Annotated in this window: 22 protein-coding genes; 4 read left to right on the forward strand and 18 right to left on the reverse strand. The window is 62.2% G+C overall.

The annotated features are described in order from the left end of the window. Positions 1-1,572, reverse strand: a complete 1,572-nt coding sequence (locus P9250_RS26025) for an ABC transporter ATP-binding protein (RefSeq protein ID WP_250464715.1) — start codon at positions 1,570-1,572, stop codon at positions 1-3. 280 nt (positions 1,573-1,852) lie between these two features. Between P9250_RS26025 and P9250_RS26030 the strand changes: the two genes are divergently transcribed. Next, the gene (locus tag P9250_RS26030; protein ID WP_244825293.1) at positions 1,853-2,785 is read left to right on the forward strand and encodes a LysR substrate-binding domain-containing protein; all 933 of its coding nucleotides are present in this window, start codon (positions 1,853-1,855) and stop codon (positions 2,783-2,785) included. Between the two features lie 80 nt (positions 2,786-2,865). Here the strand turns inward: P9250_RS26030 and P9250_RS26035 are convergent, their stop codons facing one another. Further along, positions 2,866-4,233: an 8-oxoguanine deaminase gene (locus P9250_RS26035; RefSeq protein WP_244825294.1), complete on the reverse strand. Its 1,368-nt coding sequence runs from the start codon at positions 4,231-4,233 to the stop codon at positions 2,866-2,868. Positions 4,234-4,719: 486 nt separating this feature from the next. On the opposite strand from P9250_RS26035, the gene uraH reads away from it, so the two are divergent. From uraH to P9250_RS26050, 3 genes are all read left to right on the forward strand, one after another. Continuing rightward, positions 4,720-5,073 carry a hydroxyisourate hydrolase gene (gene uraH, locus P9250_RS26040; protein WP_250464909.1) on the forward strand — a complete coding sequence of 118 codons (354 nt, stop codon included), beginning with the start codon at positions 4,720-4,722 and terminating at the stop codon, positions 5,071-5,073. 119 nt (positions 5,074-5,192) lie between these two features. After that, entirely contained in the window at positions 5,193-6,386 is a 1,194-nt protein-coding gene (locus P9250_RS26045; protein ID WP_244825296.1) for a urate hydroxylase PuuD, read from the forward strand. Positions 6,387-6,669: 283 nt separating this feature from the next. Beyond that, entirely contained in the window at positions 6,670-7,431 is a 762-nt protein-coding gene (locus P9250_RS26050) for an SDR family oxidoreductase (protein WP_244825297.1), read from the forward strand. Positions 7,432-7,521: 90 nt separating this feature from the next. On the opposite strand, the gene ltaE is transcribed toward P9250_RS26050, so the two are convergent. The 16 genes from ltaE to P9250_RS26130 form a co-directional block, all read right to left on the reverse strand. Further along, complete coding sequence (gene ltaE, locus P9250_RS26055; protein WP_310395947.1) at positions 7,522-8,529, reverse strand: low-specificity L-threonine aldolase; 1,008 nt, start codon at positions 8,527-8,529, stop codon at positions 7,522-7,524. Between the two features lie 125 nt (positions 8,530-8,654). Continuing rightward, entirely contained in the window at positions 8,655-9,155 is a 501-nt protein-coding gene (locus tag P9250_RS26060) for an ureidoglycolate lyase (protein ID WP_244828042.1), read from the reverse strand. Beyond that, the gene (gene alc, locus P9250_RS26065; protein ID WP_244825299.1) at positions 9,155-10,165 is read right to left on the reverse strand and encodes an allantoicase; all 1,011 of its coding nucleotides are present in this window, start codon (positions 10,163-10,165) and stop codon (positions 9,155-9,157) included. The genes P9250_RS26060 and alc overlap by 1 nt, the downstream gene beginning before the upstream one ends. Positions 10,166-10,199: 34 nt before the next feature. Further along, entirely contained in the window at positions 10,200-10,721 is a 522-nt protein-coding gene (gene uraD, locus P9250_RS26070) for a 2-oxo-4-hydroxy-4-carboxy-5-ureidoimidazoline decarboxylase (RefSeq protein ID WP_244825300.1), read from the reverse strand. After that, on the reverse strand, positions 10,718-11,665 hold the full coding sequence (gene puuE, locus P9250_RS26075) for an allantoinase PuuE (protein WP_310395949.1): 948 nt from the start codon (positions 11,663-11,665) through the stop codon (positions 10,718-10,720). The genes uraD and puuE overlap by 4 nt, the downstream gene beginning before the upstream one ends. 146 nt (positions 11,666-11,811) lie before the next feature. Then, complete coding sequence (locus P9250_RS26080; RefSeq protein WP_250464922.1) at positions 11,812-12,546, reverse strand: aspartate/glutamate racemase family protein; 735 nt, start codon at positions 12,544-12,546, stop codon at positions 11,812-11,814. Between the two features lie 434 nt (positions 12,547-12,980). Beyond that, complete coding sequence (locus P9250_RS26085; protein WP_310395952.1) at positions 12,981-14,477, reverse strand: NCS1 family nucleobase:cation symporter-1; 1,497 nt, start codon at positions 14,475-14,477, stop codon at positions 12,981-12,983. A gap of 292 nt (positions 14,478-14,769) precedes the next feature. Continuing rightward, positions 14,770-15,531, reverse strand: coding sequence for a GntR family transcriptional regulator (locus P9250_RS26090; RefSeq protein WP_310395954.1), 762 nt, complete (start codon positions 15,529-15,531; stop codon positions 14,770-14,772). Between the two features lie 295 nt (positions 15,532-15,826). Next, entirely contained in the window at positions 15,827-16,750 is a 924-nt protein-coding gene (gene ldcA, locus P9250_RS26095; protein ID WP_310395957.1) for a muramoyltetrapeptide carboxypeptidase, read from the reverse strand. A gap of 5 nt (positions 16,751-16,755) precedes the next feature. Further along, positions 16,756-17,355: a tRNA adenosine(34) deaminase TadA gene (gene tadA, locus P9250_RS26100; protein ID WP_310395958.1), complete on the reverse strand. Its 600-nt coding sequence runs from the start codon at positions 17,353-17,355 to the stop codon at positions 16,756-16,758. A gap of 2 nt (positions 17,356-17,357) precedes the next feature. Next, positions 17,358-17,744 carry a DnaJ family domain-containing protein gene (locus tag P9250_RS26105; RefSeq protein WP_244825306.1) on the reverse strand — a complete coding sequence of 129 codons (387 nt, stop codon included), beginning with the start codon at positions 17,742-17,744 and terminating at the stop codon, positions 17,358-17,360. A gap of 207 nt (positions 17,745-17,951) precedes the next feature. Beyond that, on the reverse strand, positions 17,952-18,710 hold the full coding sequence (locus P9250_RS26110) for an ABC transporter ATP-binding protein (RefSeq protein WP_309843173.1): 759 nt from the start codon (positions 18,708-18,710) through the stop codon (positions 17,952-17,954). Beyond that, entirely contained in the window at positions 18,707-19,573 is an 867-nt protein-coding gene (locus tag P9250_RS26115) for an ABC transporter ATP-binding protein (protein ID WP_404989211.1), read from the reverse strand. Before P9250_RS26115 ends, P9250_RS26110 begins: the two co-directional genes overlap by 4 nt. Before the next feature lies 1 nt (position 19,574). Continuing rightward, the gene (gene nikC / locus P9250_RS26120) at positions 19,575-20,513 is read right to left on the reverse strand and encodes a nickel transporter permease (RefSeq protein ID WP_409014946.1); all 939 of its coding nucleotides are present in this window, start codon (positions 20,511-20,513) and stop codon (positions 19,575-19,577) included. An 18-nt stretch (positions 20,514-20,531) separates the two neighbouring features. After that, entirely contained in the window at positions 20,532-21,602 is a 1,071-nt protein-coding gene (locus P9250_RS26125; protein WP_250509082.1) for an ABC transporter permease, read from the reverse strand. A gap of 19 nt (positions 21,603-21,621) precedes the next feature. Beyond that, positions 21,622-23,223, reverse strand: a complete 1,602-nt coding sequence (locus P9250_RS26130; protein ID WP_310395961.1) for an ABC transporter substrate-binding protein — start codon at positions 23,221-23,223, stop codon at positions 21,622-21,624. Positions 23,224-23,241: the final 18 nt, after the last annotated feature.

Consider the following 23,241-nt stretch of genomic DNA (forward strand, 5'->3'; position numbering starts at 1 on the left):
TTACTTGCTCAATGAGTCGAGTTCGGCTGCGGGCGCGCGCTTTCCGTCGAAGAGTCCGGCCATGAACAGGCCGACTTCCTCCGCGTTGGTTTCGCGCGTCTTGCGCACCGGCGACAGCTTGCCGCGCGCGATCACGGCGAGCCGGTCGCAGATGTCGAACAGTTCTTCCAGTTCCTCGGAGATCACCAGAATGGCGACGCCGCGCGCCGCGAGATCGAGCAACTGCTGGCGGATGAAGCCCGCCGCGCCGACATCGACGCCCCAGGTCGGCTGGGCGACGACGAGCACCTTCGGCTCCTGAAGAATCTCGCGGCCGACGATGAACTTCTGTAAATTGCCGCCCGACAGACTTTGCGCGAACGCGCCGCTGCCGCCGCAACGCACGTCGAAGGCCTTGATGCAGCGATCGGCAAAGCTCTTGACCGCGCGCGAGTTGACCCAGCCGCCGCGCACCATGCTCTGCCGATGCGCGGTGAGCAAGCCATTCTCGGCAAGCGACATGGCCGGAACCGCGCCGCGCCCGAGCCGCTCTTCCGGCACGAACGCAAAGCCCAGACGCCGCCGCGCGCCCGCGGACAGCCGCGCGGCTGGCGTGCCGCAGATCGACACGGCGTCCGTTGCGACATGGGAATCGCGAATCTCGCCCGAGAGCGACGCGAGCAATTCCGCCTGACCGTTCCCCGACACGCCCGCGATCCCGAAAATCTCGCCCGCCTGCACGGCAAAGGAGACGTTTTCGAGCGACGTGCCGAACGGATCGGGACTCGCCACCGAAAGGTTCTTCACCGCGAGCCGGACATCGCCCGGCGTGTGTTGGCGACGCTGATAATCCGGCAGCGAATGGCCGACCATCAATTGCGCGAGCGAGGCATCCGTTTCGTTGCGCGGATCGACATTGCCGGTCACGCGGCCGCCGCGCATCACGGTGGCGTTCTCGCAGAGCGCGCGAATTTCGTCGAGCTTGTGACTGATGTAGAGAATGCTGCACCCTTCCGCCGCGAGCCGTCGCAACACGGTGAAGAGCTTCTTGACCGCTTGCGGCGTCAGCACCGAAGTCGGCTCGTCCATGATGAGCAAGCGCGGGTTCTGCAGAAGACAGCGCACGATCTCCACGCGCTGACGTTCGCCGACGGTGAGACTGTGAACGTGACGTTGCGGATCGACATCGAGCCCGTAGTCCGCCGACACATCGCGAATACGCTTGGACAGCGCTTTCATGTCGAACTTGTCGTCGAGCGCGAGCGCGATGTTCTCGCCAACGGTCAGCGTCTCGAACAGCGAGAAGTGCTGGAACACCATGCCGATGCCGAGCTTGCGCGCCGCCGCCGGACTGCCGATTTCGACGACTTCGCCCTGCCAGCGAATCTCGCCTTCATCCGGACGCACCGCGCCATAGATGATTTTCATCAGCGTGGACTTGCCCGCGCCGTTCTCGCCGAGCACCGCGTGAATCTCGCCTGGCTTCACGATGAGGTTCACGCCGTCGTTGGCCTTGACGGACGGGTACTGCTTGCTGATGCCGGACAGCGCCAGGCGCGGTGGCGTATCCGTAGGGGTGATGGCGTTGCCCATGAGTTCACGGAGTGCGCCCGGCCACCGGCAGGCCGAGCTGGAAGAAAAGGACCGCAGACGGGTCTTGTGACACAAAGGTGTCGCATCAAACCATACCGCGGGCAGAATTTACAGAATTCGCGACACGAAGTCGATCTCTCAAAATTCGATGCAATGCGCCGCTCTCCCAGTCTTTGCGGGTAAGCCACACCTTGACGTAATCTCTCCGTCATATTAAAAATGATATGCGACACCCTACGAACGATCAGCCAGAACATATACTGGCTATAGCGGAGATAACATGAGTCAGCAGCGCGAGGCGATCGATACATACTTATTGCGCGTCTTGCACACTTTGCTGATGGAACGCAGCGTCACCCGTGCGGCCGTCAAGCTTAATCAGTCGCAACCTGCCATCAGCGCAGCGCTCAGGCGTCTGCGCGACATCACCGGAGATCCGCTGCTCGTGCGCGGCAAGTCCGGGATGGTGCCCACCGAATACGGTCTACGCTTGCTCGAACCCACGCAGAATGCCTTGCGCGAGATCGAGCGAATCAAGGTGCAGCAGCATAATTTCGACCCTTCCACGTCGGTGCGGTGTTATCGCATCGGCTGTCCCGACTATCTGAACGTTCTGTTCGTGCCGACAGTTGTCGAGCGCTTCCGGCAGGCCGCGCCCAATGCAACGCTCGAATTCCATTCGCTCGGACCCGCGTTCGATTACGAACTCGCGCTGGAAGACGGCAAGCTCGATATCGTCGTCGGCAACTGGCCCGAACCGCCGGAGCAACTGCATCTGTCGAATCTGTTCGTCGACAAGATCGTGTGTCTCGTCAGCAATCAACATCCGTTCGCCAAGCGCGGCGGTCTCACGCTCGATCAATATCTCAACGCGCCGCATCTTGCGCCCACGCCTTATTCGGTCGGACAGCGCGGGGCGATCGACGTGCATCTGGCGCGCGAGCGGCTCAAGCGTCATGTCGTGGTCACGCTGCCTTACTTCAATCTCGCGCCTTACGTGCTGATCAAGTCGGATCTCGTCTTCACGACTACCCGCCTCTTCGCCGATCATTACGCGAGGTTCCTGCCGCTTGCCGTCGTGCCGGCGCCGCTCGACTTTCCGCCCATGCAGTACTACCAGTTGTGGCACGAGCGCTGTCATTACTCCGATGAGGTTCGGTGGCTACGCGGTCTCGTCGCGGAAGCAACGCGCTCGCTTATCGATCAGCCTTGAAAACGGTTCTTGCGGCGTTCTTGCGGCTCGGAAGGCGCCATCCCGGCGCGTTCCGAACCGCCTTCCCGCGTCTCTAACGCCTATCCGTGGCTCGCCAGTTCACCCGCGAGCCGGTTATGCCGCTCTACCACGGCGCCCAGATCCAGCGTCGTCAGGCGCCCTTCCTTCACTACGATTTTCCCGTCGATCACGCTCGTCGATACCTGCGACGGCGCGCAGAACACGAGCGCCGCCACCGGATCGTGCAGCGCGCCCGCGAACGCCGGCTGCGACAGGTCGAACGATACGAAATCGGCCGCCATGCCCGGCGCCAGCGCGCCGATGTCGTCGCGATTGAGCACCTTCGCGCCGCCGAGCGTGGCGATTTCCAGCGCTTCGCGCGCGGTCATCGCGTCAGGGCCGAAGCCGACGCGTTGCAGCAGCAACGCCTGCCGCACTTCGCCGACCATCTGCGCGCCATCGTTCGATGCCGAGCCATCCACGCCCAAACCCACGGGCACGCCCGCGTCACGCATCGCGCGAATCGGCGCAATGCCCGACGCGAGACGCATGTTCGAGCACGGACAGTGCGCGACGCCCGTTCCCGTGCGCGCAAAGAGCTCGATGCCCGGCTTGTCGAGCTGAACGCAGTGCGCATGCCATACGTCGTGACCGACCCAGCCCAGGTCTTCCGCGTATTCGGCGGGCGTCATGCCGAACTTCTCGCGGCTGTACGCCACGTCGTTCACGTTCTCCGCGAGATGCGTGTGCAACGACACGCCGTATTCGCGCGCGAGCAGCGCCGAATCGCGCATCAACTCGCGGCTCACCGAAAACGGCGAGCAAGGCGCGACGACCACCCGCAGCATCGCGTAGCGGCCTTCATCGTGATACGTTTCGATCAGGCGCTGCGAGTCCTTCAGAATGGCATCTTCCTTTTCGACGACCGAATCCGGCGGCAAACCGCCGTCTTTCTGACCGACGCTCATGCTGCCGCGCGCCGCATGAAAACGCATGCCGATTTCGCGCGCCGCCTCGATGCTGTCGTCGAGCCGGCTGCCATTCGGATAGATATACAGATGATCGCTCGATGTGGTGCAACCCGAGAGCATGAGTTCGGCCATCGCCGTCTGCGTCGACACGCCGATCATCTCGGGCGTGAGATGCGCCCAGATCTTGTACAGATTCGTGAGCCAGCCGAACAGCTCGGCGTTCTGCGCGGCGGGAATGGCGCGCGTCAGGCTCTGATACATGTGGTGATGCGTATTGACGAGGCCGGGAATCACGAGATGACCGCGCATGTCGAGCACGTCGTCGGCGGTTTGCGGCAATTCGCTCGTCGGGCCAACCGCGACGATGCGATTGCCTTCGATATACAAACCGCCATCGGCGATCTCGCGGCGCGTCTCGTCCATCGTGACGAGCATTCGCGCGTTCTTCACCAGCAGACTGCGGGTTTTCGCTTGCATCTGTTTGCCTCCGAAGTTGGAATCGAAAAAGTAACTGGACCGTGTGTAAAGCCCCGGTTACCCAGCTTCGACGCCGTCTTCGGGACGCGGCATGATAAGCGCGCATCGCCACTTTCCGCAGCCAAAAATATCGCGGCAATGGCACAGCCGGCATAGTCGTCTTCAGGCCCGCAATATATTCGCGAATTTTGGCGCGGTTAGCATCGCTCGATAGCCGTGTGGAAGCGCGGCGCGGGCGTCTCGTGAAGAAGAACCAAGCTTACGCGCCGCTGTCATGCGCCGGGCATTATCTTTCCTATCGGGGCCGCACAGCGCGTCTCGAATTTCTACAATGCTAATCACGGCGCGCATCTGAAACGCCGACGGGTATGTAGCCACTGACGTGGAGCCTCGATCCGCCGCCGCCGCACCTCGGACTGAGTCCACGGTGCGGGTTTTTCGGATCGATGCGCGAGCCGGTCATCGCACAACTCAAGGAACATGCGAATGGGCAAGCTCACTACCCACGTCCTCGACACCGCGCACGGACGTCCCGGCGCGAACATCAAAGTCGAGCTCTTCGCGCTCACGAACGACACGCGGCGCGCCATCAAAACCACCCTCACCAACGACGACGGCCGCTGCGACGCCCCGCTGCTCGAAGGCGCCGAACTCGTCACGGGCCAATACGAACTCGTCTTTCACGCAGGCGATTACTTCGCCGCGTTCGGCGTCACGGTGCCCGAACCGCGCTTCGTCGATCGCGTGGTGCTGCGCTTCGGTATCGCGGACGCAGACTCGCACTATCACGTGCCGCTGCTCGTCTCGCCCTGGGCCTACAGCACGTATCGCGGCAGCTGAGCGCGAAGCCGAGCCCCAAGCGAGCGTTGAACAGAACACAACGGAACACACCAGCACATCGCGTTCGTCCCCAGACACGCTGACGATGTGCGCATAACGATTCGGTAGTGGAGGAGTAAATGGAAGGCTTTGTCACCGACTGGCTCAATCTGGCGTTGCGTTGTCTGCACGTCATCGTCGCGATCGCGTGGATCGGCGAGTCGTTTTACTTCGTGGCGCTCGACAACAGTCTCAAACCGCCGCAAGACCCCAACGCCCGCCGACGCGGCGTGTTCGGCGACTTCTGGCACGTGCACGGCGGCGGTTTCTACCACATGCAGAAGTACTCGGTCGCGCCGCAAGACATGCCGGAGAATCTGCATTGGTCGTTCTGGCCGTCCTACACCACGTGGATGTCCGGCTTCGGCTTGTTCTTCGTCTTGTATCTGCTTTCGCCGAGCACGTATCTCATCGACAAGAACGTGCTCGACATGGGACCGGTCGTGGCAGTCTCGGCCGCGCTCGGTTTCCTGATGGCCGGTTGGATCGTCTATGACACGCTGTGCCGCGTCTTCGGCAACAACGATCGGCTGCTCGGTATCTGCGTCGGCATCTATGTGCTGGTTGCCGCGTTCGTCGCGTGTCACGTGTTCGCTGGGCGCGCCGCGTATCTGATCACGGGTGCGATGCTCGCGACGATCATGTCGGCGAACGTGTTCTTCGTCATCATTCCGGGCCAGCGCAAGATGGTCGCCGCGATGCTCAAGGGCGAAACGCCCAACGCCATTTACGGCAAGCGCGGCAAGCAGCGCTCGGTGCACAACACGTATTTCACGTTGCCCGTGGTGTTCGCGATGCTATCGAATCACTACGCGATGACCTACACGCACAAGTTCAACTGGGTTCTGCTCGTGCTCATCATGCTGGCGGGCGCGTTGATCCGTCAGTTCTTCGTGATGCGTCACCGTGGTCAGGTGCTCTGGTACATGCCGGTCGCGGGTCTCGTGCTGGTGCTCGGCGCGTTTGCGTGGACCATGCCTTCGCCGACGATTCCCGTGGCGCAAGCCGCAGGCGCACCGACGCTCAAGGTCGCCGATATCCAGCCGATCATCCAGCAGCGTTGCGCGACGTGCCACTCCGCGCATCCAACCATGATGGGCAGCGCGCCCGCCGGCGTCCTGCTCGATACATCGGCGGAGATCAAGCAGAACGCGCAGCGCGTGCATCAGCAGGCGGTGACGCTAAAGGCGATGCCGCTTGGCAACGTCACGCAGATGACGGACGCGGAACGGCAGAAGATCGCTGCGTGGTTCGACGGAGGCGCGGTGCAGTAACGCTATCGCCCCGCTCTTCGTTGTCGAGAAATAGCCCGATCGATTCGCTTCGATTGGGCTATTTGTTTTGGTGACGACTTGCCGCGGGCGCTTGAACATATCCACTCCCCTCGCGCGACCCAAGAGATGCCTTTCGTCGAAAGAGTTTTTCTAACTCGGACCGGCATTTAATCTGCTTTGCCATAGCTTCGGCGCGTGGTTAATCTTGCGTCTGTTTTCGCGGTCGCGATCGTGCCGCAATCGTCTTTGGTCCGAGTCCACCACCACTTTGAAGGTTCGCTAAATGGCTGACATCACCCAGGCGCCTGTGATTTTGATTACGGGTGGAAGCCGTGGCGTAGGCGCGGCGACTGCGCGTCTCGCTGCCGCGCAAGGCTACGACGTGGCGATCAGCTTCGTGTCGAACGAATCCGCCGCACTCGCGGTCGCAGCCGATGTCGAAGCGCTCGGCCGCGGAGCGTTGGCCGTGCGCGCCGATAGCGCAGACCCCGAGCAGGTCGCTCGGCTCTTTGCGGCGATCGACCGCGAGTTCGGCCGCATCGATGTGCTGGTCAACAACGCCGCAATGCTCGCGCGCCAGTCGCGCCTGGAAGATCTGGACTTCGAGCGGATGCAGCGCATCTTCGCGGTCAACTCCATCGGCCCTATTCTCTGCGCGCAGCAGGCGGTGAAGCGCATGTCCTACCGGCACAATGGACGCGGCGGCGTGGTGATCAACATCTCGTCGGCTTCGGCCCGGCTCGGCAGCCCGAATGAGTACGTCGACTATGCGGCGTCGAAGGGCGCCATCGAAACCTTCACGACCGGTTTTGCCAAGGAAGTCGCGCGCGATGGCATACGCGTCAACTGCATTCGCCCTGGGCACATTTACACGGACATGCATGCCAGCGGTGGCGAACCAGGACGAGTGGACCGCGTGAAAGACTCGATTCCGATGGGACGCGGCGGTCAGCCCGATGAGGTCGCGCGGGCGATTCTATGGCTGGCAAGCGCCGAGGCTTCATTCATCACCGGCACGTTTCTCGATGTCACCGGTGGCAAGTGAGCGATGCTCTTCGTCGCATGCGTGTCGCTAGTCTCGCGCGCACCGCGCGGCCGGCGCCTGACCCACTTGCCCCGCCGCGCGATCTCACGCTCAATGCGCAGCGAAGTAATCCTTCACCGCGCCGATGAACGTGTCGATGTCCTCGCGCGACACATCCCGATGCGTCACGAAGCGCGACGCATAGAGCATCTGCGTAAGGATGCCGCGTTCCTTCAGATACGCCTCCAGCGGCGCGCAATGCGCCTCCGGGATGCGTGCGAACACCATGTTCGTGGCATGCGACTGAATGCCGATGCCATCGATCTGCTTCAACCCTTCAGCGAGACGCGCGGCGTTGTCGTGATCTTCGGCGAGCGCTTCGACATGATGATCGAGCGCATAAAGACATGCCGCCGCGATCACGCCCGCCTGCCGCATGCCGCCGCCCAGCACCTTGCGCCAGCGATGCGCCACTTCGATCAACGCACGGCTTCCCACCAGCACGGAGCCGACCGGCGCGCCGAGTCCCTTCGAGCAGCAGATGGACACGGAATCGAACGGTGCCGCAAGTTCGCCCACCGGCTTGCCCGATGCGACCGCTGCATTGAAGACGCGCGCGCCATCGAGATGCGTGGCGAGTCCGCGTTCACGCACGAGCCGGGTCGCGGCCAGGACATATTCCGCCGGCAGCACTTTTCCGCCGATGGTGTTTTCGAGCGCAAAGAGACGCGAGCGAGCAAAGTGATCGTCGATGGGTTTGATCGCGGCGATGATCTTTTCGAGCGGCAACGAACCATCGGGCGCGTTCTCGATAGGCTGCGGCTGAATGCTGCCGAGCACGGCCGCGCCACCGCCTTCGTACTTGTACGTGTGCGCCATCTGGCCGACGATGTATTCGTCGCCGCGCGCGCAATGCGCCATCAGCGCGGCGAGGTTGCTTTGCGTGCCGCTGGGAAAGAACAGGCCCGCTTCCTTGCCGGTGCGCTCGGCGAGCGTGGCCTGAAGCTTGAGCACGGTGGGATCGTCGCCCCAGACGTCGTCGCCGGTTTCGGCGGCGGCCATGGCGGCGAGCATCGGCAGGCTCGGACGGGTGACGGTGTCGCTACGTAGATCGATCATGCGTGGTTCTCGCTTTTCGTGCGTGTCGGTGTCGGGGCGTATATCTTAGTCCCGCCGGGCGCCGCGCGAAAAAAAGACCGGTCAAGGGCACCGGTCTTCTTGCTCCGACTGAACGCACGAATGCGTTACCGCATGGCCTCAGCGGTCAGCCAGAGCGATTCCTTCAGGTCCTGCTCGTTGAGATTGCGCCCTTCCCCGCCGCGATCGACGACGATGAAATCGCTGACCTTGTCGAGCGCGAGCAGCGGATGATGCCAGACGCCCTTCGCATAGTTCACGCCTTGCCAGCCCTTCGTGACGAACGCGCGAATCTTCGATTCGTCCAGCTCGCCCGCCGGCGCGACGACGACGAGATACGTGCGGTCGTCGAGCGGCAGGAATGCCTGGCTGCCCAGCGGATGCCGTTCCATCATCTTCACTTCGAAAGGCAGCGTGCGCGGCTGCCCGCGAAACAGATTGACGAGCGTATGGCCGCCTTCATCCGTCACATCGACGCGGCACAGATCGTGAAACCGGATCGTCGTGCCGAGGTTGATCGGAATCTCTTTCGCGCCATCGAGTTCGATGACATCGCCGAAAGGCTCGAACGCAGCGCGCGTCAACGGTTCGATAGCGAGCTTCTTCATCATGCAAGCGTTCCGAAAAGACGCAGACGCGATACGCCGCCGTCCGGGAAAATATTGAAGCGCACGTGCGTCACGGGGCCGAGCGCCGCGAGTTCCGATTCGAAGAAATGCTGCTTGTCCATCGCAAGCTTTTGCTCGCCGAGAAGGACCGGCCAGAACATCGCTTGCGTGACGAGCGAGCTGTCCGTGCCGCCCTTCACGTTGGCTGCCTGCAGCGAGCAGCGATCCGGAAAATTGCCCTTGAAGTGCGCGGTATCCACTTCGACTTTCTTGATGATGCCAGGCTGCGCCAGCGCGACGATACACCAGTCGTTGCCAGGTTCGCGGCGGCGGCGCGTTTCCCAGCCGTCGCCCATGTTGACGCCGCGGCCTGGCATCAGCAGCGTGGAAGCGAGCCCGAAATGCTGGTTGTTCGTGCCGACGAGATACGCGCCGTTTTCCATCGCGGCCAGATCGAACAACTGATTGCGATCCGCGTTGCGCCAGTCGAGTTGCGGCTGACCATAAACACGCAATCGCGCGATGCCGCCATCCGGGTAGACATTCACGCGCAAATGCGTGAACGGCTGCTCGACGGCCACATCCAGATAGTGATGGCTATTGCCCTGCAAGGTCGTCGACGGCACGATTTCCGTCCATTGGGTCGACTGATTCGGGGCACCGTCCGTGACATGCGCGCCTTCAATCGATGCCGCCGGCGGGAAGTTGCCCGTAAAGTGGCTCGTATCCAGATCGATGCCCTTGATCACGCCCGGACGCGCGAGCTTGACCACGCACCAGTCGTAGCCGGTCGTGCGCTTGCGGCGCGTTTCCCAGCCGTCCATCCACTTGCCGTGATCGTCGAACTTGCCGGGGATGAACACGGCGGGCTCGGGGTTCAGCATGCGTTCTTTCGGCGCGAAGAAATCGTCGCTCGCCTCCAGTGCCTGCGCGCCCAGACGCGGGTCCGCGAGATTCACATAACGGCGCGTGAATTCGGGCGCGTTGGGATCGAGTGTCGGAATTGCCATTGTCTTCGTCCTTGTCTTTACGGTGAAATGCGGATCAGTGCTGGATCAGGTCGTCGAGCCTGAAACGCGCGATCCGGTAAATCTGATCGAGACTCGCGCGAAGCTCCTCGGCGCGCTCATGCTGCACACGCTTTTCGAAGTTCGCGATGATGCCGTGGCGGTCGTAACCCCTCACGGCGAGAATGAACGGAAAGCCGAACTTCTGACCGTACTGCTGGTTCAGCGACTGCAGGCGGTCGAACTCGTCCTGCGTGCAGAGATCGAGGCCCGCGCCGCTTTGCTCGCGCGTGGATTCTGCCGTCAGTTCGCCGCGCACCGCCGCCTTGCCCGCGAGTTCCGGGTGAGCGTTGATGAGCGCGAGCTGCTTCTCCTCACCCGCCGTTTCGACGGCTTGCGACATGGTCGCGTGCAGGCTGTCGATGTCCGCGAACGGGCGCTTTGCCGCCGCGATTTCCGCGACCCACGGCGAATGTTCGAAGATGCCTGCGAGCACCGTCACGAAAGTGTCGGCGGGCATGGAGTTGAGTTGGTCGAGTGTGTATTGCATCGCCTTCATGCCGCCGTCCCGTTTGCTTGTTGATGAGGATGATGCTCGCGCCAGTGCTTCGCGATATCGACGCGCCGCGAGACCCACACGCGGTCGTGTTTCTCGATGTGATCGAGAAACTTCTGCAGGCCGCGGAAGCGCCCCGGGCGTCCGAGCAGCCTGCAGTGCATGCCGATGGAAAGCATCTTCGGCGCTTCGTCGCCCTCTTCGTACAGAACGTCGAAGGCATCGCGCAGATACGTGAAAAAGTGTTCGCCCGTATTGAAGCCTTGCGGCGTGGCGAAGCGCATGTCGTTGGTGTCGAGCGTGTACGGCACGATCAGATGCGGCTTCTTCTCGCCGCCCGTGACTTCGACTTCGGTCCAGAACGGGAGGTCGTCGCCGTAATAGTCCGAGTCGTAGAGAAAGCCGCCGTATTCCGCCACCAGCCGACGCGTGTTCGGGCTATCGCGGCCCGTGTACCAGCCGAGCGGACGCACGCCGGTGACACGCTCGATGGCTTCCATGCCGAGGCGCATGTGCTCGGCTTCGCGCTCGGGCGACATGTCCTGATAGTGAATCCAGCGATAGCCGTGGCAGGCAATCTCATGCCCCAACTCGACGAAAGCCCTGGAAAGCTCCGGATGCCGCTCCATGGCCATGCCGACGCCGAAGATGGTGAGCGGCAACCCGCGCTTTTCGAATTCGCGCAGAATGCGCCACACGCCTGCGCGCGAGCCGTATTCGTAGATTGACTCCATGCTCATGTGACGCGACGGATACGCTGCCGCGCCCACGATTTCCGACAGAAACTGCTCCGAGCCCGGATCGCCATGCAACACGCAGTTTTCGCCGCCTTCCTCGTAATTGAGCACGAACTGCACGGCGACGCGCGCGCGCCCCGGCCAGTTCGCCTGCACGGGATGGCGGCCGTAGCCGATCAGGTCGCGGGGGTAGTTCGGATCGTGTGACATGGCGAGGGATAGTGTCGATGGGCAAAAAATGCGTCGAATCAACGATTCTGCGGTGTTTCAGTGTAACGAAAAGCCCCGGACGCGCCCATACAGCGGCGCAGATAATCCGGGTCACGGCAGGTGTATGTAGATCGGCGTTTTTGCCATCAGCGCGGGCTGAAATCCGACAACACGCCGTCGTAGCGCTTGGTGAGCGGGCGGGCGAAGTCGCCGCGTTTGGCCGTATGGAGCTTGAGCGCGACGAGCGCTTCCGCCCATTTCACGGCCGCCGTCACGCCTTCGACGACCGGTGCGCCGATCGCATCCTCGACTTCGCGGCAGAACTCGGCCATGCCCGCGCAGCCGAGAACGATGGCGTCCGCGCCGTCTTCGTCGAGTGCGCGCCGGCATTCTTCGATGATCGTCTGGCGCGCGGCCGAACCGGGCTCGTCGAGTTCGAGCACGGCGACATCGGTGGCGCGCACGTTCTTGCAGAAGCGTGTCATGCCGTATCGCTCCGCGAGATGCCAGGCCATGCCGCAGGTGCGCTGCAACGTCGTCACGACCGAGAAGCCCGGTGCGATCACGCTCGCGGCATGCATGGCGGCTTCCGCGATACCGATCACCGGGCCGCGCGCAAGTTCGCGTGCTGCATACAGCGCGGGGTCGCCGAAGCAGGCGATCACGTAGCCGTCGATACCCTGCCGCTCACCCGCTTCCACTTCGGCGAGAAGTCCGAGCGAGGCGACGGCTTCGTCGTAATAGCCTTCGATGGAAGGCGGGCCCATCGTCGGACTGACCGCGATGATCTCCGTGCCGGGCGCGGCGACTTCGCGGGCGCAGCGGCCCATGGCGTCGGTCATGCGCTGGGTGGTGTTGGGGTTGATCAGTTTGATGCGCATTGCGGTTCTCCTTGCTGCTTCTGGCTTGCTGCGGTTCTAAGGCTTTTGCATCTTGCATGCCTTCGGATGGGATGCGGTCTTTTGCATACCATCCGAAGGCGTATGGTCTTTTGCATGCTTCGATTGCTTCGATTGCTTCGCTCGCGGTTTCGACGCTTTGCATCTCGCGTTTTGCATGCCTTCCGTTAGGGTGCGGTATTTGCATGTCGCCCGCTGGCATCCGGCATTGGTCCTTTAGACGCAGTCGGCCGGCGTACAGTCCTTTGCACGCTTCGCTTGCTGCGCTCGCGGTTCTGAGGCTCTGCGTTTTGCGTCCTGCAGGCCTTCGGATGGCATACGGTCTTTTGCATGCCACCTGCTGGCATCTTGTCTTTTGCATGCAGCCGGCCGACATAGAGCATTTGCATGCCAGCCGCCCGACATCGCAATACGCGTCAAACCCGTTTCCGATCTGCCAACACGTAATAAAACACCGCCGCCAATCCCGCGCCGATGAACCACGAAAAGTTCGCGGAGCTTTCCAGCGACGGCAGCATCACACAAAGAATCGCGATCACCGCAGCGGGCAACAACGCCATCACCGCGCGGCGATTCACGCCCTTCGTGTACCAGTATCGACCGCTCTCTGAAGTCGTGTAGAGGTCATCGACCACGAGTTTGCCGCGCTTCATCAAATAGAAATCCACGATCAGGACGCCATATAGCGGCCCGATGAAGCTGCCGAGAATATCCAGCGTGTAATGAATCACGGCCGGATTGTTGAACAGGTTCCAGGGCGTAATGAAAATCGATGCCGTCGCGGCCATCATCCCGCCTGCGCGCCAGCTGATCAGACGCGGCGCCACGTTCGAAAAGTCGAACGCCGGCGACACGAAGTTCGCCACGATATTGATGCCGATGGTCGCAATCGTGAACGTCAGCGCGCCGAGAATCACAGCCGTCGGATGATCGATACGGCCGACCGTTTCCACCGGATCGGTGATCAATTGTCCGAACACCGGCAGCGTCGCGGCAGTCGTGACGACGGTCACGAGCGAGAACGCCAGGAAGTTGACCGGCAAGCCCCAGAAATTGCCGCGCTTCACGCTGCGAAAGCTCTTGCAATAGCGCGAGAAGTCGCCGAAGTTCAGCATCGGACCGGAGAAGTAGGAGACCACCAGTGAGATCGCGGTGACCATCACCGGCACCACTTCCATGCCGTGATACTTCACGCCGCCCAGATTCAGCCCGATGTTCTGAATGCCCGCACGCCACACCATGTAGCCCGCAAGAATGAACATCACGACATACACAGCCGGGCCGGCGAAGTCGATGAACTTCTTGATCATCTCCATGCCGCGCCAAAACACGATAGCCTGCAGCACCCACAGCAACATGAAGCCCGCCCAGCCGAGCGCGGACAGCCCGACGAAGCCATACCGATGCACATCCGCGTAAGGCATGAGCGAGGGCACGAATTTCAGCACGACGATAACCAGCGCGCTCGATGCCAGATAAGTTTGGATGCCGTACCACGCCACCGCGATCAGCCCGCGAATGACCGCCGGAATATTCGCGCCGAGCACGCCGAAGGTCGCGCGGCACGCAACCGGATACGGCACGCCCGCGACCTGACTTGGCTTCGCGATGAGATTGCACAACACGTTGACGAGCCCGATGCCGATCAACAACGACACGAGCACTTGCCAGCTCGTGAGGCCGAGCGCGAACAGACTGCCCGCGAAAACATAACCGCCGACGCTATGCACGTCCGACATCCAGAAAGCGAAGATGTTGTACGCGCCCCAGGTCTGATTTTTTAGCGGAGCGAGGTCTTCGTTATAGAGCCGGTCGCTATAACCGGCAGGCATACCAGAATGGTCGCCGTCTCCTTGAAACTCGCTTTCGTACGGCGGCAGAGCTGAGCTGCCGGATGCACTGAACTGGCCCATGACGTCTCCTTCGATAGGCTGCTTGCGTGATGAAAAAAGGCAAATGCTCGTGCGTGACTGAGATCAGTCGGATACCTTCGCCGGCCTTCGGATTTCACTCGGGCTCTGACGCGGTACTCTTGGGATTTGCTGGTTCGCCGGGAGCGTGATGACAAAAACGCGCGGGCACTTGCCTTCGCGCCTGCCGCCACGGCGATTTTCATTGCGCGCTCTTCTATTTCCCGAGCGGTCATTCAGTGCAGCATGACGCGCGTTGGATGGCGCGTGCATTGCAGATTTAAGGCGTTGCTTGCTACCGGTCGACAGGGTCGACAGCGTCGAGAATCGGCGCGCTTTCGGCCGGCCGCGCAAAGACTTCTTTCAGATCGACCGCGCCGCGCGCTGGCCGCTCCAACATTTTCAATTCGACATCGCGCAGATGCTGCGCCATCAGATTCGCGGCTTTCGCGGCATCGCCGGCGTCGAGCGCAGCGAGAATCGCTTCGTGATCTTCGAACGAGCAAGAACTTCTGCCGAGCGATTCATACAGCGCCGAGATCAGCGTCGAGCGTGCAACGAGTCCGGATAGACATTCGCACAGCACGGTGTTGCCGGTGAGTGCGGCGAGCTCCGTGTGAAACTCGCCGGAAAGGCGAATCCATTGCGAAAAGTCCCGGCTCTCGAACGCACGCCGCTCCCGCCCGATATTCATGCTGATCGACTTGAGCCGACGCATGCCGTGCCCCTTGCCGATGCGCTCCACCACCGCCAGTTCGATGATGCGTCGCATCTCGAACACCTCATGCACTTCCTGCAGCGACGGACTCGCGACGAAGGCGCCGCGGTTCGGCTCCAGATCGACCAGTCGCTCGTTCGCCAGTTGCGCGAGCGCCTGACGTACCGTGCCGCGTTTCACATCGAACACTTCGCATAACTGCGCTTCGGTCAGCTTGGCCCCAGGCGCAAGCCGATGCTCGAGGATCGCGGCGCGAATGTTCTCGGCGATCGACTCGGCATTCGCTCCGCCATTCAAATTCGAAGCGATCGATGCTGCACTCGGTTTGGGTTCGGACATGATGTGCTCGCTTGCATGTTGACCATCTTAGAATCGACATAAAGATTGTCAACAATTTGTTGTAAAAAGCCGCAATGAATCAGGCGTACAGGGACGGCCCATTGTTCGTACAGCCTTTTGCCACGGGCATGAGCGAGGATTCATCGACGTTTTGTCAGCATTGTTCGCACTTTTTTGTCGACAATTGAGCACGGGAAGTGAGCCGATATCAACTCGCGTGGAAATAGAAGAAAGACAGTTAGTTGCGATGCGCGAAGAAAAGAAAGGCGCTATGACAAGCGCCCTCGTTCCCCGATCAAACCAGATGCGGATAATCGGACATCGTCAACTTGAACCCGCGCTCGTTCGATACGAGATGCGCCGACGCGCCGAACGGCAACGTAAGCAGGTTATCGACGTGTCCGAACTGCAAGCCGGTGACGACGGGAATTCCCGTTACTGCCCTCACCTGATCGATCATCGCGTCGAGTGAATAGCCGTTGTCGTATTCGGACAAGCGTCCGCCCGAGAACTCGCCCATCACGATAGCCTGCTGCCGCCCAAGCACGCCCGACTGATGCAACTGATAAATCATCCGTTCAATGCGAAACGGATGCTCGTTCACATCCTCGATGAACAGAATGCCGCCCTCGACCGGCGGCAAATACGGCGTACCGACCAGCGACGCAAGTATGGCCAGATTGCCGCCCCACAACATGCCGCTCACATCGACGGATTGATGCTGCGGCTCATGACTCGTCACAGTCAGCGTGGGATGCGAGATCGCCTGCCAGAAATGCGTCATCGTGAAAATGCTCAGATGCTCCGCGCCGAAGTCGCCCGCGAACATGGGACCGCCGAAGGTCTTGACGCCCGCTTGCGCAAAAAGCGCGCATTGGATGGCGGTGAAATCGCTATGGCCGACGAGCGCGACAGGTTGATCGCGCAGCCTGTCGCGCAAGCCGTCGTAATCGAGACCATGAAGAATGCGCGACGCGCCATAGCCGCCGCGCACGGCGAGCACCACGTCCGGCAAACGACGCGACGGATTGGCGAGCCGGTTCAAATCGGCCGCGCGCTCGCTGTCGGTGCCGCCAAAACGCTGGAAACGGCGCCGCGTGGCATCGACGTTTTCAAGCTTGTGCCCTTGAGCTTTCAACCTGCCGATGCCGCGCTCGACAGCCGCCGGATCGTTCGGATAGCCCGAAGGCGCGATCAGATCGATGGTGCGTGATTTCACGTTTATCAGTTCGTTTTGTTGAAGGAAACGGCGAACTCGCCGCCCTGCCCGGCTTCGCGCGCGCGCCGCAAATCGCGTTCTTCGCGCGCCAGACGCCTTCGTTCCGCAAAGAAGTTCTTGAGCGACCGGCCGCATTCGTCCGCAAGCACGCCGCCTGTCACGCTGGTGTGATGATTGAGCCGCTCGTTGGCGAACACGTCGACCACGCTGCCGCATGCGCCCGTTTTCGGATCGGCCGCACCGAACACCACGCGCGCGATCCGAGCATGCATGATAGCGCCCGCGCACATGAGGCACGGTTCGAGCGTGACATAAAGCTCGCAGCCCGGCAGCCGGTAGTTTTCGAGCGATTGCGCCGCCGCCCGCAAAGCGGCCATTTCGGCGTGCGCGGACGGGTCATGTCCGCCAATGGGATGATTGAAGCCCGTCGCGATGACTTGATCGCCACGAACGATGACCGCGCCCACGGGCACTTCGCCCGCGCGGCGCGCTTCGTCGGCGGCTTGTTGCGCGAGCGCCATGAAGCGGCGATCGCGTTCGTCGGAGGAATCGACGGATGCGGTGGAAAAGGAAGCGTCGGAAAGGTTGGGGAGGTCGGGCGACAAGATCAGCCCATCTCGCTGCGGCCCTGAGCGCGCTCGGACAGCCGCTCGGCAATGCGCCGCCTGTATTCATGCGGCACGCAACCGCCGCCGCGCAAGGATTCGAGCGCCATGTCGAGCGCGAGCATCTTCACCTGAATACGGCAGCGCGCGGCCGGGTCGGTCACGCGGTCCAGCTCGTCCTGAAGCCCGCGCAATGCGCGCAGCTGTTCGACGGCTGGCGGGACAAAACCCGCGTTTTTGAGAATACGATTGGCGACGCGCACTTCCTCCGGCACGAGGAGATCGTCGTCCAAGGCGAGGGGCGCGCCTGCGCCGGGAAGATCGTTGAATTCGCCGCGCGAGGCGGCTTCGTTGATCCGCTGTTCGACCAAAGCATCTAGCAATTTCATCGGGGGATTCGACCGGCTCTCACTGGTTGGCGGGCGCGGTCTGTCGCGATTTCCGTGGGTTAGCCTGAAGTCGGATGGCAGCCGGAAATACCACGCTTGAAGCGCTGTTCGGCAGATCCCGACAATCCAATTCCTATTCTAACAGCGGCTGGCACGCTGTTTTCATCGCGCGGCCAGAGCGCGATCGGGCTGCATTGTATACCGGCTTTATGCGTGATTTTCGCCACATTCGATGGCGTCGTTTCGACGAATGTGCTTGCGCGTATAGCCTTCGGTCGCCCGCATGAGGCTGCGCGTGTATTCGTGCTTCACGTCGCGCGCGCGGACGGCTTCCACATCGAGTTGCTCGACGATCTCGCCATTTTTCATCACCGCGACGCGCTGACACAGAAAACCGACCACGGCGAGGTTGTGACTCACGAGCATCATCGTGAGCTTGCGCTCCGTGTGCAAGCGGCGCAGCAGGTTGAGGATTTCGGCTTGCACGGAGACGTCCAGCGCGGACGTCGGTTCATCGAGCAAGAGCACGCGCGGACCCACGATCAACGCGCGCGCAATCGACACGCGCTGCCGCTGCCCGCCCGACAATTGATGCGGATACCGAAATCTGAACGCCGGTCCGAGCCCGACCTCGGCAAGCGCGGCCAAAATGCGCGCGTCTTCATCGCCGATACCGTTGATCGCGAGCGGCTCGCGCAAGGTCTTGTCGACCGTGAAGCGCGGATGCAGCGCCGCGTACGGGTCCTGAAACACCATCTGCGGACGGCTATCGCTGACTCGCAGGCTTCCGCTCGACAGTGGCACGAGGCCGGCGAGTGCGCGCAGCAAGGTCGACTTTCCGCTGCCCGATTCGCCGACGAGCCCGAACACCTCGCCCTCCTCCACGCGAAAAGTCACGTCGCGCACGGCATCGACGTGACCGGTCTTCGTGCGGAAACGAATGCTCGCGCGGTCGATATCGATCATCGTGCGCTGTCTCCTTCGAACGATTCCGTGAGCCACGCCGGATCGCGCCGCAAGGTCGGCAACTCGGCGGGTGGATCGACGAGCGGCGGATTGGCGGCCAGCAACCCGCGCGTGTACGGATGCTTTGCGTGCGCGAGATCCGCCGCCGCGCATGTCTCGACGATCCGCCCGCCGTACATCACTGCCACGCGGTCGCAAAACGACATCACGAGCGGCAGGTCGTGGCTGATAAAGACGAGTCCTGTGTCGTGACGCTCGATCATCTCGTCGAGCACGGCAAGCACTTGCATGGAGACGAGCACGTCGAGCGCGCTGGTGGGTTCGTCGGCGATCAAGAGGCGCGGGCCGGCGAAGACCATCATCGCGATCATCACGCGCTGGCCCATGCCGCCCGACAGCTCTTGCGGATACGCATCCGCCACGCGCTCCGGATCGCGGATATGCACCGCCGACAACGCCTCGACGATACGCGCGCGCATGGCCTTGCGGCCGAGGCGTTCGCCTTGCCGCGCGAAGGTTTCGCGCATTTGCTGCGCGACGGTCATGACCGGGTTCAACGAGAATTTCGGGTCTTGCAGAATCATGCTCATCTGCGTGCCGCATAAACGCCGGCGCTCGTTCGGCTTCATCGCGAGCAAGTCCTGGCCGTCGAAACGCAGGGCTTTCGCGGACCAGTTCGCCCCTTGCGGCAAGAGACCGAGCAGCGCGCGGCCGGTAAGCGACTTGCCCGAACCGGATTCCCCGACGATACCCAACCGTTCGCCGCGCTCGACCGACAACGAGACGCCGCGCACGGCGGGCATTGGCACGCCGTCGTGGCTGGCGAAAGAAATATCGAGTCCATCGATCTCGCACAAGGACATGTCAGCCTCCGTGACGCGGATCGAAGACATCGCGCAAACCGTCGCCGAGCAGATTGAACGCCAGGCTCACGGCGAGAATGGCGAGGCCGGGAATAGTTGCGACCCACCATGCATCGAGCAGCACATTGCGGCCAGAGGCAACCATGTAACCCCATTCGGGACTCGGCGGCTGCGCGCCCAGCCCCAGAAATCCGAGCCCCGCGACCGCGAGGATGATGCCCGCCATGTCGAGCGTCGCGCGCACGATCACCGACGACGAACACAGCGGCACGATATAGCGCAACAGAATGCGCGCGGGCGACGCGCCCTGCAGACGCGCCGCGTGGATGAAGTCGGCCTGCGCGAGCCGCAGCGATTCGGCACGCGCGAGCCGCGCATACGGCGGCCACGCCGTGATCGAAATGGCGATGACCGCGTTGAGCACGCCCGGCCCGAGCGCCGCCGCAAACGCGACCGCGAGCACGATCTTTGGAAACGCAAGCGCGACATCGGTAATGCGCATGAGCACGGTATCGACGAAACCGCCGCAATAACCCGCCACCGTGCCCATGAGCAAACCCACGGGTACGACGAGCACCACGACCAGCATGGCGATACTCAACGTGAGCCGCGAGCCGTGCACGAGCCTCGACAGGATGTCGCGGCCGAGCTGATCGGTGCCGAACCAGTGCGCGGCGTTGGGCGGCGTAAGGCGTTCGGCGAGCACTTGCTGCAACGGGTCGCGCGTGACGACGAGCGGCCCGAAGATCGCCACCACGACGAGCAGCACGAGTATCGCGAGACCGAACATGCTGAGCGGATTCGCCGAGAACGCGCGCCAGCGCCGGTATGCGCGCCCGAGCGCCGCCTGACGCGGCGACGCGGGCGTGTCGGTGAGCAACCACGCGCGCCAGTGCGCCCGCGCGGGTTTCATCGGCGTGCGCTCGACGGGCGAATGCATCGACAAGCGTCCTCCATGTCAGCGTGCGCGCGGATCGAACACGCGGTAAAGCGCGTCGGTCAGCAAATTGAGCGCAATGAACGTCGCGCCGATCACGAGCGTGCTGCCGAGCACCGCGTTCATGTCCGCGTTCAAAAGCGCGCCCGTCAGATACGAGCCGATGCCCGGCCACGCGAACACGATTTCTGTCAGCACCGAGCCTTCGAGCAGATAGCTGTACGCCAACGCGATCACCGTCAGCAACGGCACCGCGATATTGCCAAACGCGTGCCGCCAGATCACGCGCCGCTCGGACAAGCCCTTCGCGCGCGCGGTGGTCACGTATTCCTGGCTCAGTTGTTCGAGCATGAACGAGCGCGTCATGCGGCTCAGATAAGCGATGGAATAGAACGCCAGCACGCCCGCCGGCAACGCGATATGCGAGAACGCGTTTCTAAAGACGTCCCACTCGCCCGCGAGGAGCGAATCGATTAGTAGACTGCCGGTGCGCGTATCGACCATGCCGTCGTACATCGGGTCGATACGGCCCGGACCCGAAACCCAATGAAGGCGCGCATAGAACAGCAACAGACCCATCAGCGCGAGCCAGAATACGGGCACCGAACTGCCCGCCAGCCCGATGAAGCGCGCGATGTGATCGACCATGCGGTTGTGCTTCACGGCCGCAATCACGCCGAGCGGAACGCCGATGCAAACGCCGATGAAAGTCGAGAGCGTCGCCAGTTCGAGCGTCGCGGGAAACACGCGTTTGATGTCGTCGATGACGGGATTCGCCGTCAAGAGCGACACGCCCAGATTGCCGTGCAGGACATCGCGCGCGTAGATCATGAACTGCTCGATGAGCGGCTTGTCGAGCCCGAGCTGCAAACGCGCCGCCGCATACGCCGCCGCCGATGCGCGGTCGCCGAGAATGGCAAGCACGGGATCGATGGGAATCTTGCGGCCGATGAAGAACGTGATCGCAAGCAGCCCGGTGAACGTCACCGCGAGCATGATGATCCAGCGCACGAGTGCAAGCACGAAGCGCACGCCCCTTCGCCGGCCGCTCGCGGCGCGCATTCGGTCGAAAAACGTGGGCGTGACGGACATTCGCAGGCTGCTTCGCTGGTTATTGCTTTTTGATGTCTTTGTAAGAGACGAGATCGTTGATCGGCCCGACTTCCAGCCCGCTCACGCCTGGCCGCGCCGCCACCTGCGACACCTTCTGGAACATGATGACGAAGGGCGACTTCGCGAGCACTTCGCGCTGCATGGTCTCGTAGCTCTGCGCGCGCTTTTTCGTATCGCTTTCGGCGAGCGCGGCGTTCGTTTCCTTCGTCAGTTCCGCAATGTCCCAGGCGTTGCGCCACGCAAGCATTTTGTAGCTCGACGCATCCGAGTTGTCCGGATTCCACACGAAGCCCTGCGCGTTGCTATGCGGATCGATATAGTCCGCCGACCATTCGCCGATATAGATGTCATGCGCACGCGCCCGGTAGCGCCCGAGCGTCTGCTTGTTGTCGCTCGGCATGAGTTGAACCTTGATGTTGGCAAGCGCGAGGTTCGCCTGCACCGCCTGCGCAATCTCGCTGTATGGATAGTCGTTGCGCACGTCCATCTTCACGGTGAAGCCATTCGCAAGACCGGCCTTGGCCAGCAACGCCTTGGCCTTCGCGACATCCTGGTGATACGGATTGTCATTGAGCGCGCCCAGGAATCCCTCGGGCAGGAAGGTTTCGTGCACCTTGTACGTCGTGCGGATGACGTTCTTCTGAATGCCCTGATAGTCGATCAGCCACTTCATCGCCTCCCAGACTTCGGGCTTCGCCAGATTCGGATTCTTGTTGTTGAGGCCGAGATACATGAGCGTTGCCTGCGGCACGGCGTTCACCTTGATCTTGCCGGCCTTGGCAAGCGTGTCGAGGTCGTCGGGGCTCAGATCGCGTGCCACGTCGATGTCGCCGTTCTCGATCATCAGACGCTGGCTCGCCGCTTCGGTCACATGGCGCAGCACGATGCGCTTCATGGCAAGCGGCGCGCGATACCCGTCGAAACGTTGCAATACGATGCTGTCGTTGGCCGTCCACTTCACGAGCTTGTACGCGCCCGAACCGGCCTCGTTCGTCTTGAGCCATTCGTTGCCGTAGTCGCTGCCCTTCTGATGCGATTCGAGCAGCTTGCGATCCACCACCGACGCCGGCCACGAGCCGAGCACGTTCAACACGAAAGTCGGCGCGTAGCGTTGATCGGTGGTTATGGCGACGGTCGTATCGTCGATCTTCTTCACGTTCTGCAGCGCGTTGGCCTTCGTGAGCCCGATGCCCGCAAGCACGGCGGCCGCGCCCTTGTCCAGCAACGCGGTGCGCTGGATGGACCAGGCGACGTCGTCGGCGGAAAGCGGATTTCCCGAATGGAACTTGAGGCCGGGGCGAATCTTGAACGTGAACGTCAGACCGTCCTGACTGACCGACCACGACTGCGCGACGTCGCCGTTGAACTTCGACGGGTCTTTCAGATCGACGCGCACCAGCCGGTCGTACGTGTTCGCGACGTATTCCTCGGGCACGAGTTCGTAGATTTCGCCGGGATCGAGCGAGGTGAACTCGTCGAGCAGCGTTGCCATGACGAACATGTCCTTCGGCGTGGCGGCCTGCGCGAGTGTCAGTGTTCCCGCGCCCGCCAAAACCAGAGCCGTTGCCAGTGCCGCCGCGACTGCCTTGCGCAAGACCATGTGCTTTTCCGTTCGAAG

The organism is Caballeronia sp. LP006, assembly GCF_031450995.1.
GTDB lineage: Bacteria > Pseudomonadota > Gammaproteobacteria > Burkholderiales > Burkholderiaceae > Caballeronia.

Excerpts from the sequence above, each read along its gene's own strand:
- P9250_RS26025 (WP_250464715.1), bottom strand. The coding sequence starts at position 1,572 with ATGGGCAACGCCATCACCCCTACGGATACGCCACCGCGCCTGGCGCTG.
- P9250_RS26030 (WP_244825293.1), top strand. The coding sequence starts at position 1,853 with ATGAGTCAGCAGCGCGAGGCGATCGATACATACTTATTGCGCGTCTTG.
- P9250_RS26035 (WP_244825294.1), bottom strand. The coding sequence starts at position 4,233 with ATGCAAGCGAAAACCCGCAGTCTGCTGGTGAAGAACGCGCGAATGCTC.
- uraH (WP_250464909.1), top strand. The coding sequence starts at position 4,720 with ATGGGCAAGCTCACTACCCACGTCCTCGACACCGCGCACGGACGTCCC.
- P9250_RS26045 (WP_244825296.1), top strand. The coding sequence starts at position 5,193 with ATGGAAGGCTTTGTCACCGACTGGCTCAATCTGGCGTTGCGTTGTCTG.
- P9250_RS26050 (WP_244825297.1), top strand. The coding sequence starts at position 6,670 with ATGGCTGACATCACCCAGGCGCCTGTGATTTTGATTACGGGTGGAAGC.
- ltaE (WP_310395947.1), bottom strand. The coding sequence starts at position 8,529 with ATGATCGATCTACGTAGCGACACCGTCACCCGTCCGAGCCTGCCGATG.
- P9250_RS26060 (WP_244828042.1), bottom strand. The coding sequence starts at position 9,155 with ATGAAGAAGCTCGCTATCGAACCGTTGACGCGCGCTGCGTTCGAGCCT.
- alc (WP_244825299.1), bottom strand. The coding sequence starts at position 10,165 with ATGGCAATTCCGACACTCGATCCCAACGCGCCCGAATTCACGCGCCGT.
- uraD (WP_244825300.1), bottom strand. The coding sequence starts at position 10,721 with ATGAAGGCGATGCAATACACACTCGACCAACTCAACTCCATGCCCGCC.
- puuE (WP_310395949.1), bottom strand. The coding sequence starts at position 11,665 with ATGTCACACGATCCGAACTACCCCCGCGACCTGATCGGCTACGGCCGC.
- P9250_RS26080 (WP_250464922.1), bottom strand. The coding sequence starts at position 12,546 with ATGCGCATCAAACTGATCAACCCCAACACCACCCAGCGCATGACCGAC.
- P9250_RS26085 (WP_310395952.1), bottom strand. The coding sequence starts at position 14,477 with ATGGGCCAGTTCAGTGCATCCGGCAGCTCAGCTCTGCCGCCGTACGAA.
- P9250_RS26090 (WP_310395954.1), bottom strand. The coding sequence starts at position 15,531 with ATGTCCGAACCCAAACCGAGTGCAGCATCGATCGCTTCGAATTTGAAT.
- P9250_RS26105 (WP_244825306.1), bottom strand. The coding sequence starts at position 17,744 with ATGAAATTGCTAGATGCTTTGGTCGAACAGCGGATCAACGAAGCCGCC.
- P9250_RS26110 (WP_309843173.1), bottom strand. The coding sequence starts at position 18,710 with ATGATCGATATCGACCGCGCGAGCATTCGTTTCCGCACGAAGACCGGT.
- P9250_RS26115 (WP_404989211.1), bottom strand. The coding sequence starts at position 19,573 with ATGTCCTTGTGCGAGATCGATGGACTCGATATTTCTTTCGCCAGCCAC.
- nikC (WP_409014946.1), bottom strand. The coding sequence starts at position 20,513 with ATGCATTCGCCCGTCGAGCGCACGCCGATGAAACCCGCGCGGGCGCAC.
- P9250_RS26125 (WP_250509082.1), bottom strand. The coding sequence starts at position 21,602 with ATGTCCGTCACGCCCACGTTTTTCGACCGAATGCGCGCCGCGAGCGGC.
- P9250_RS26130 (WP_310395961.1), bottom strand. The coding sequence starts at position 23,223 with ATGGTCTTGCGCAAGGCAGTCGCGGCGGCACTGGCAACGGCTCTGGTT.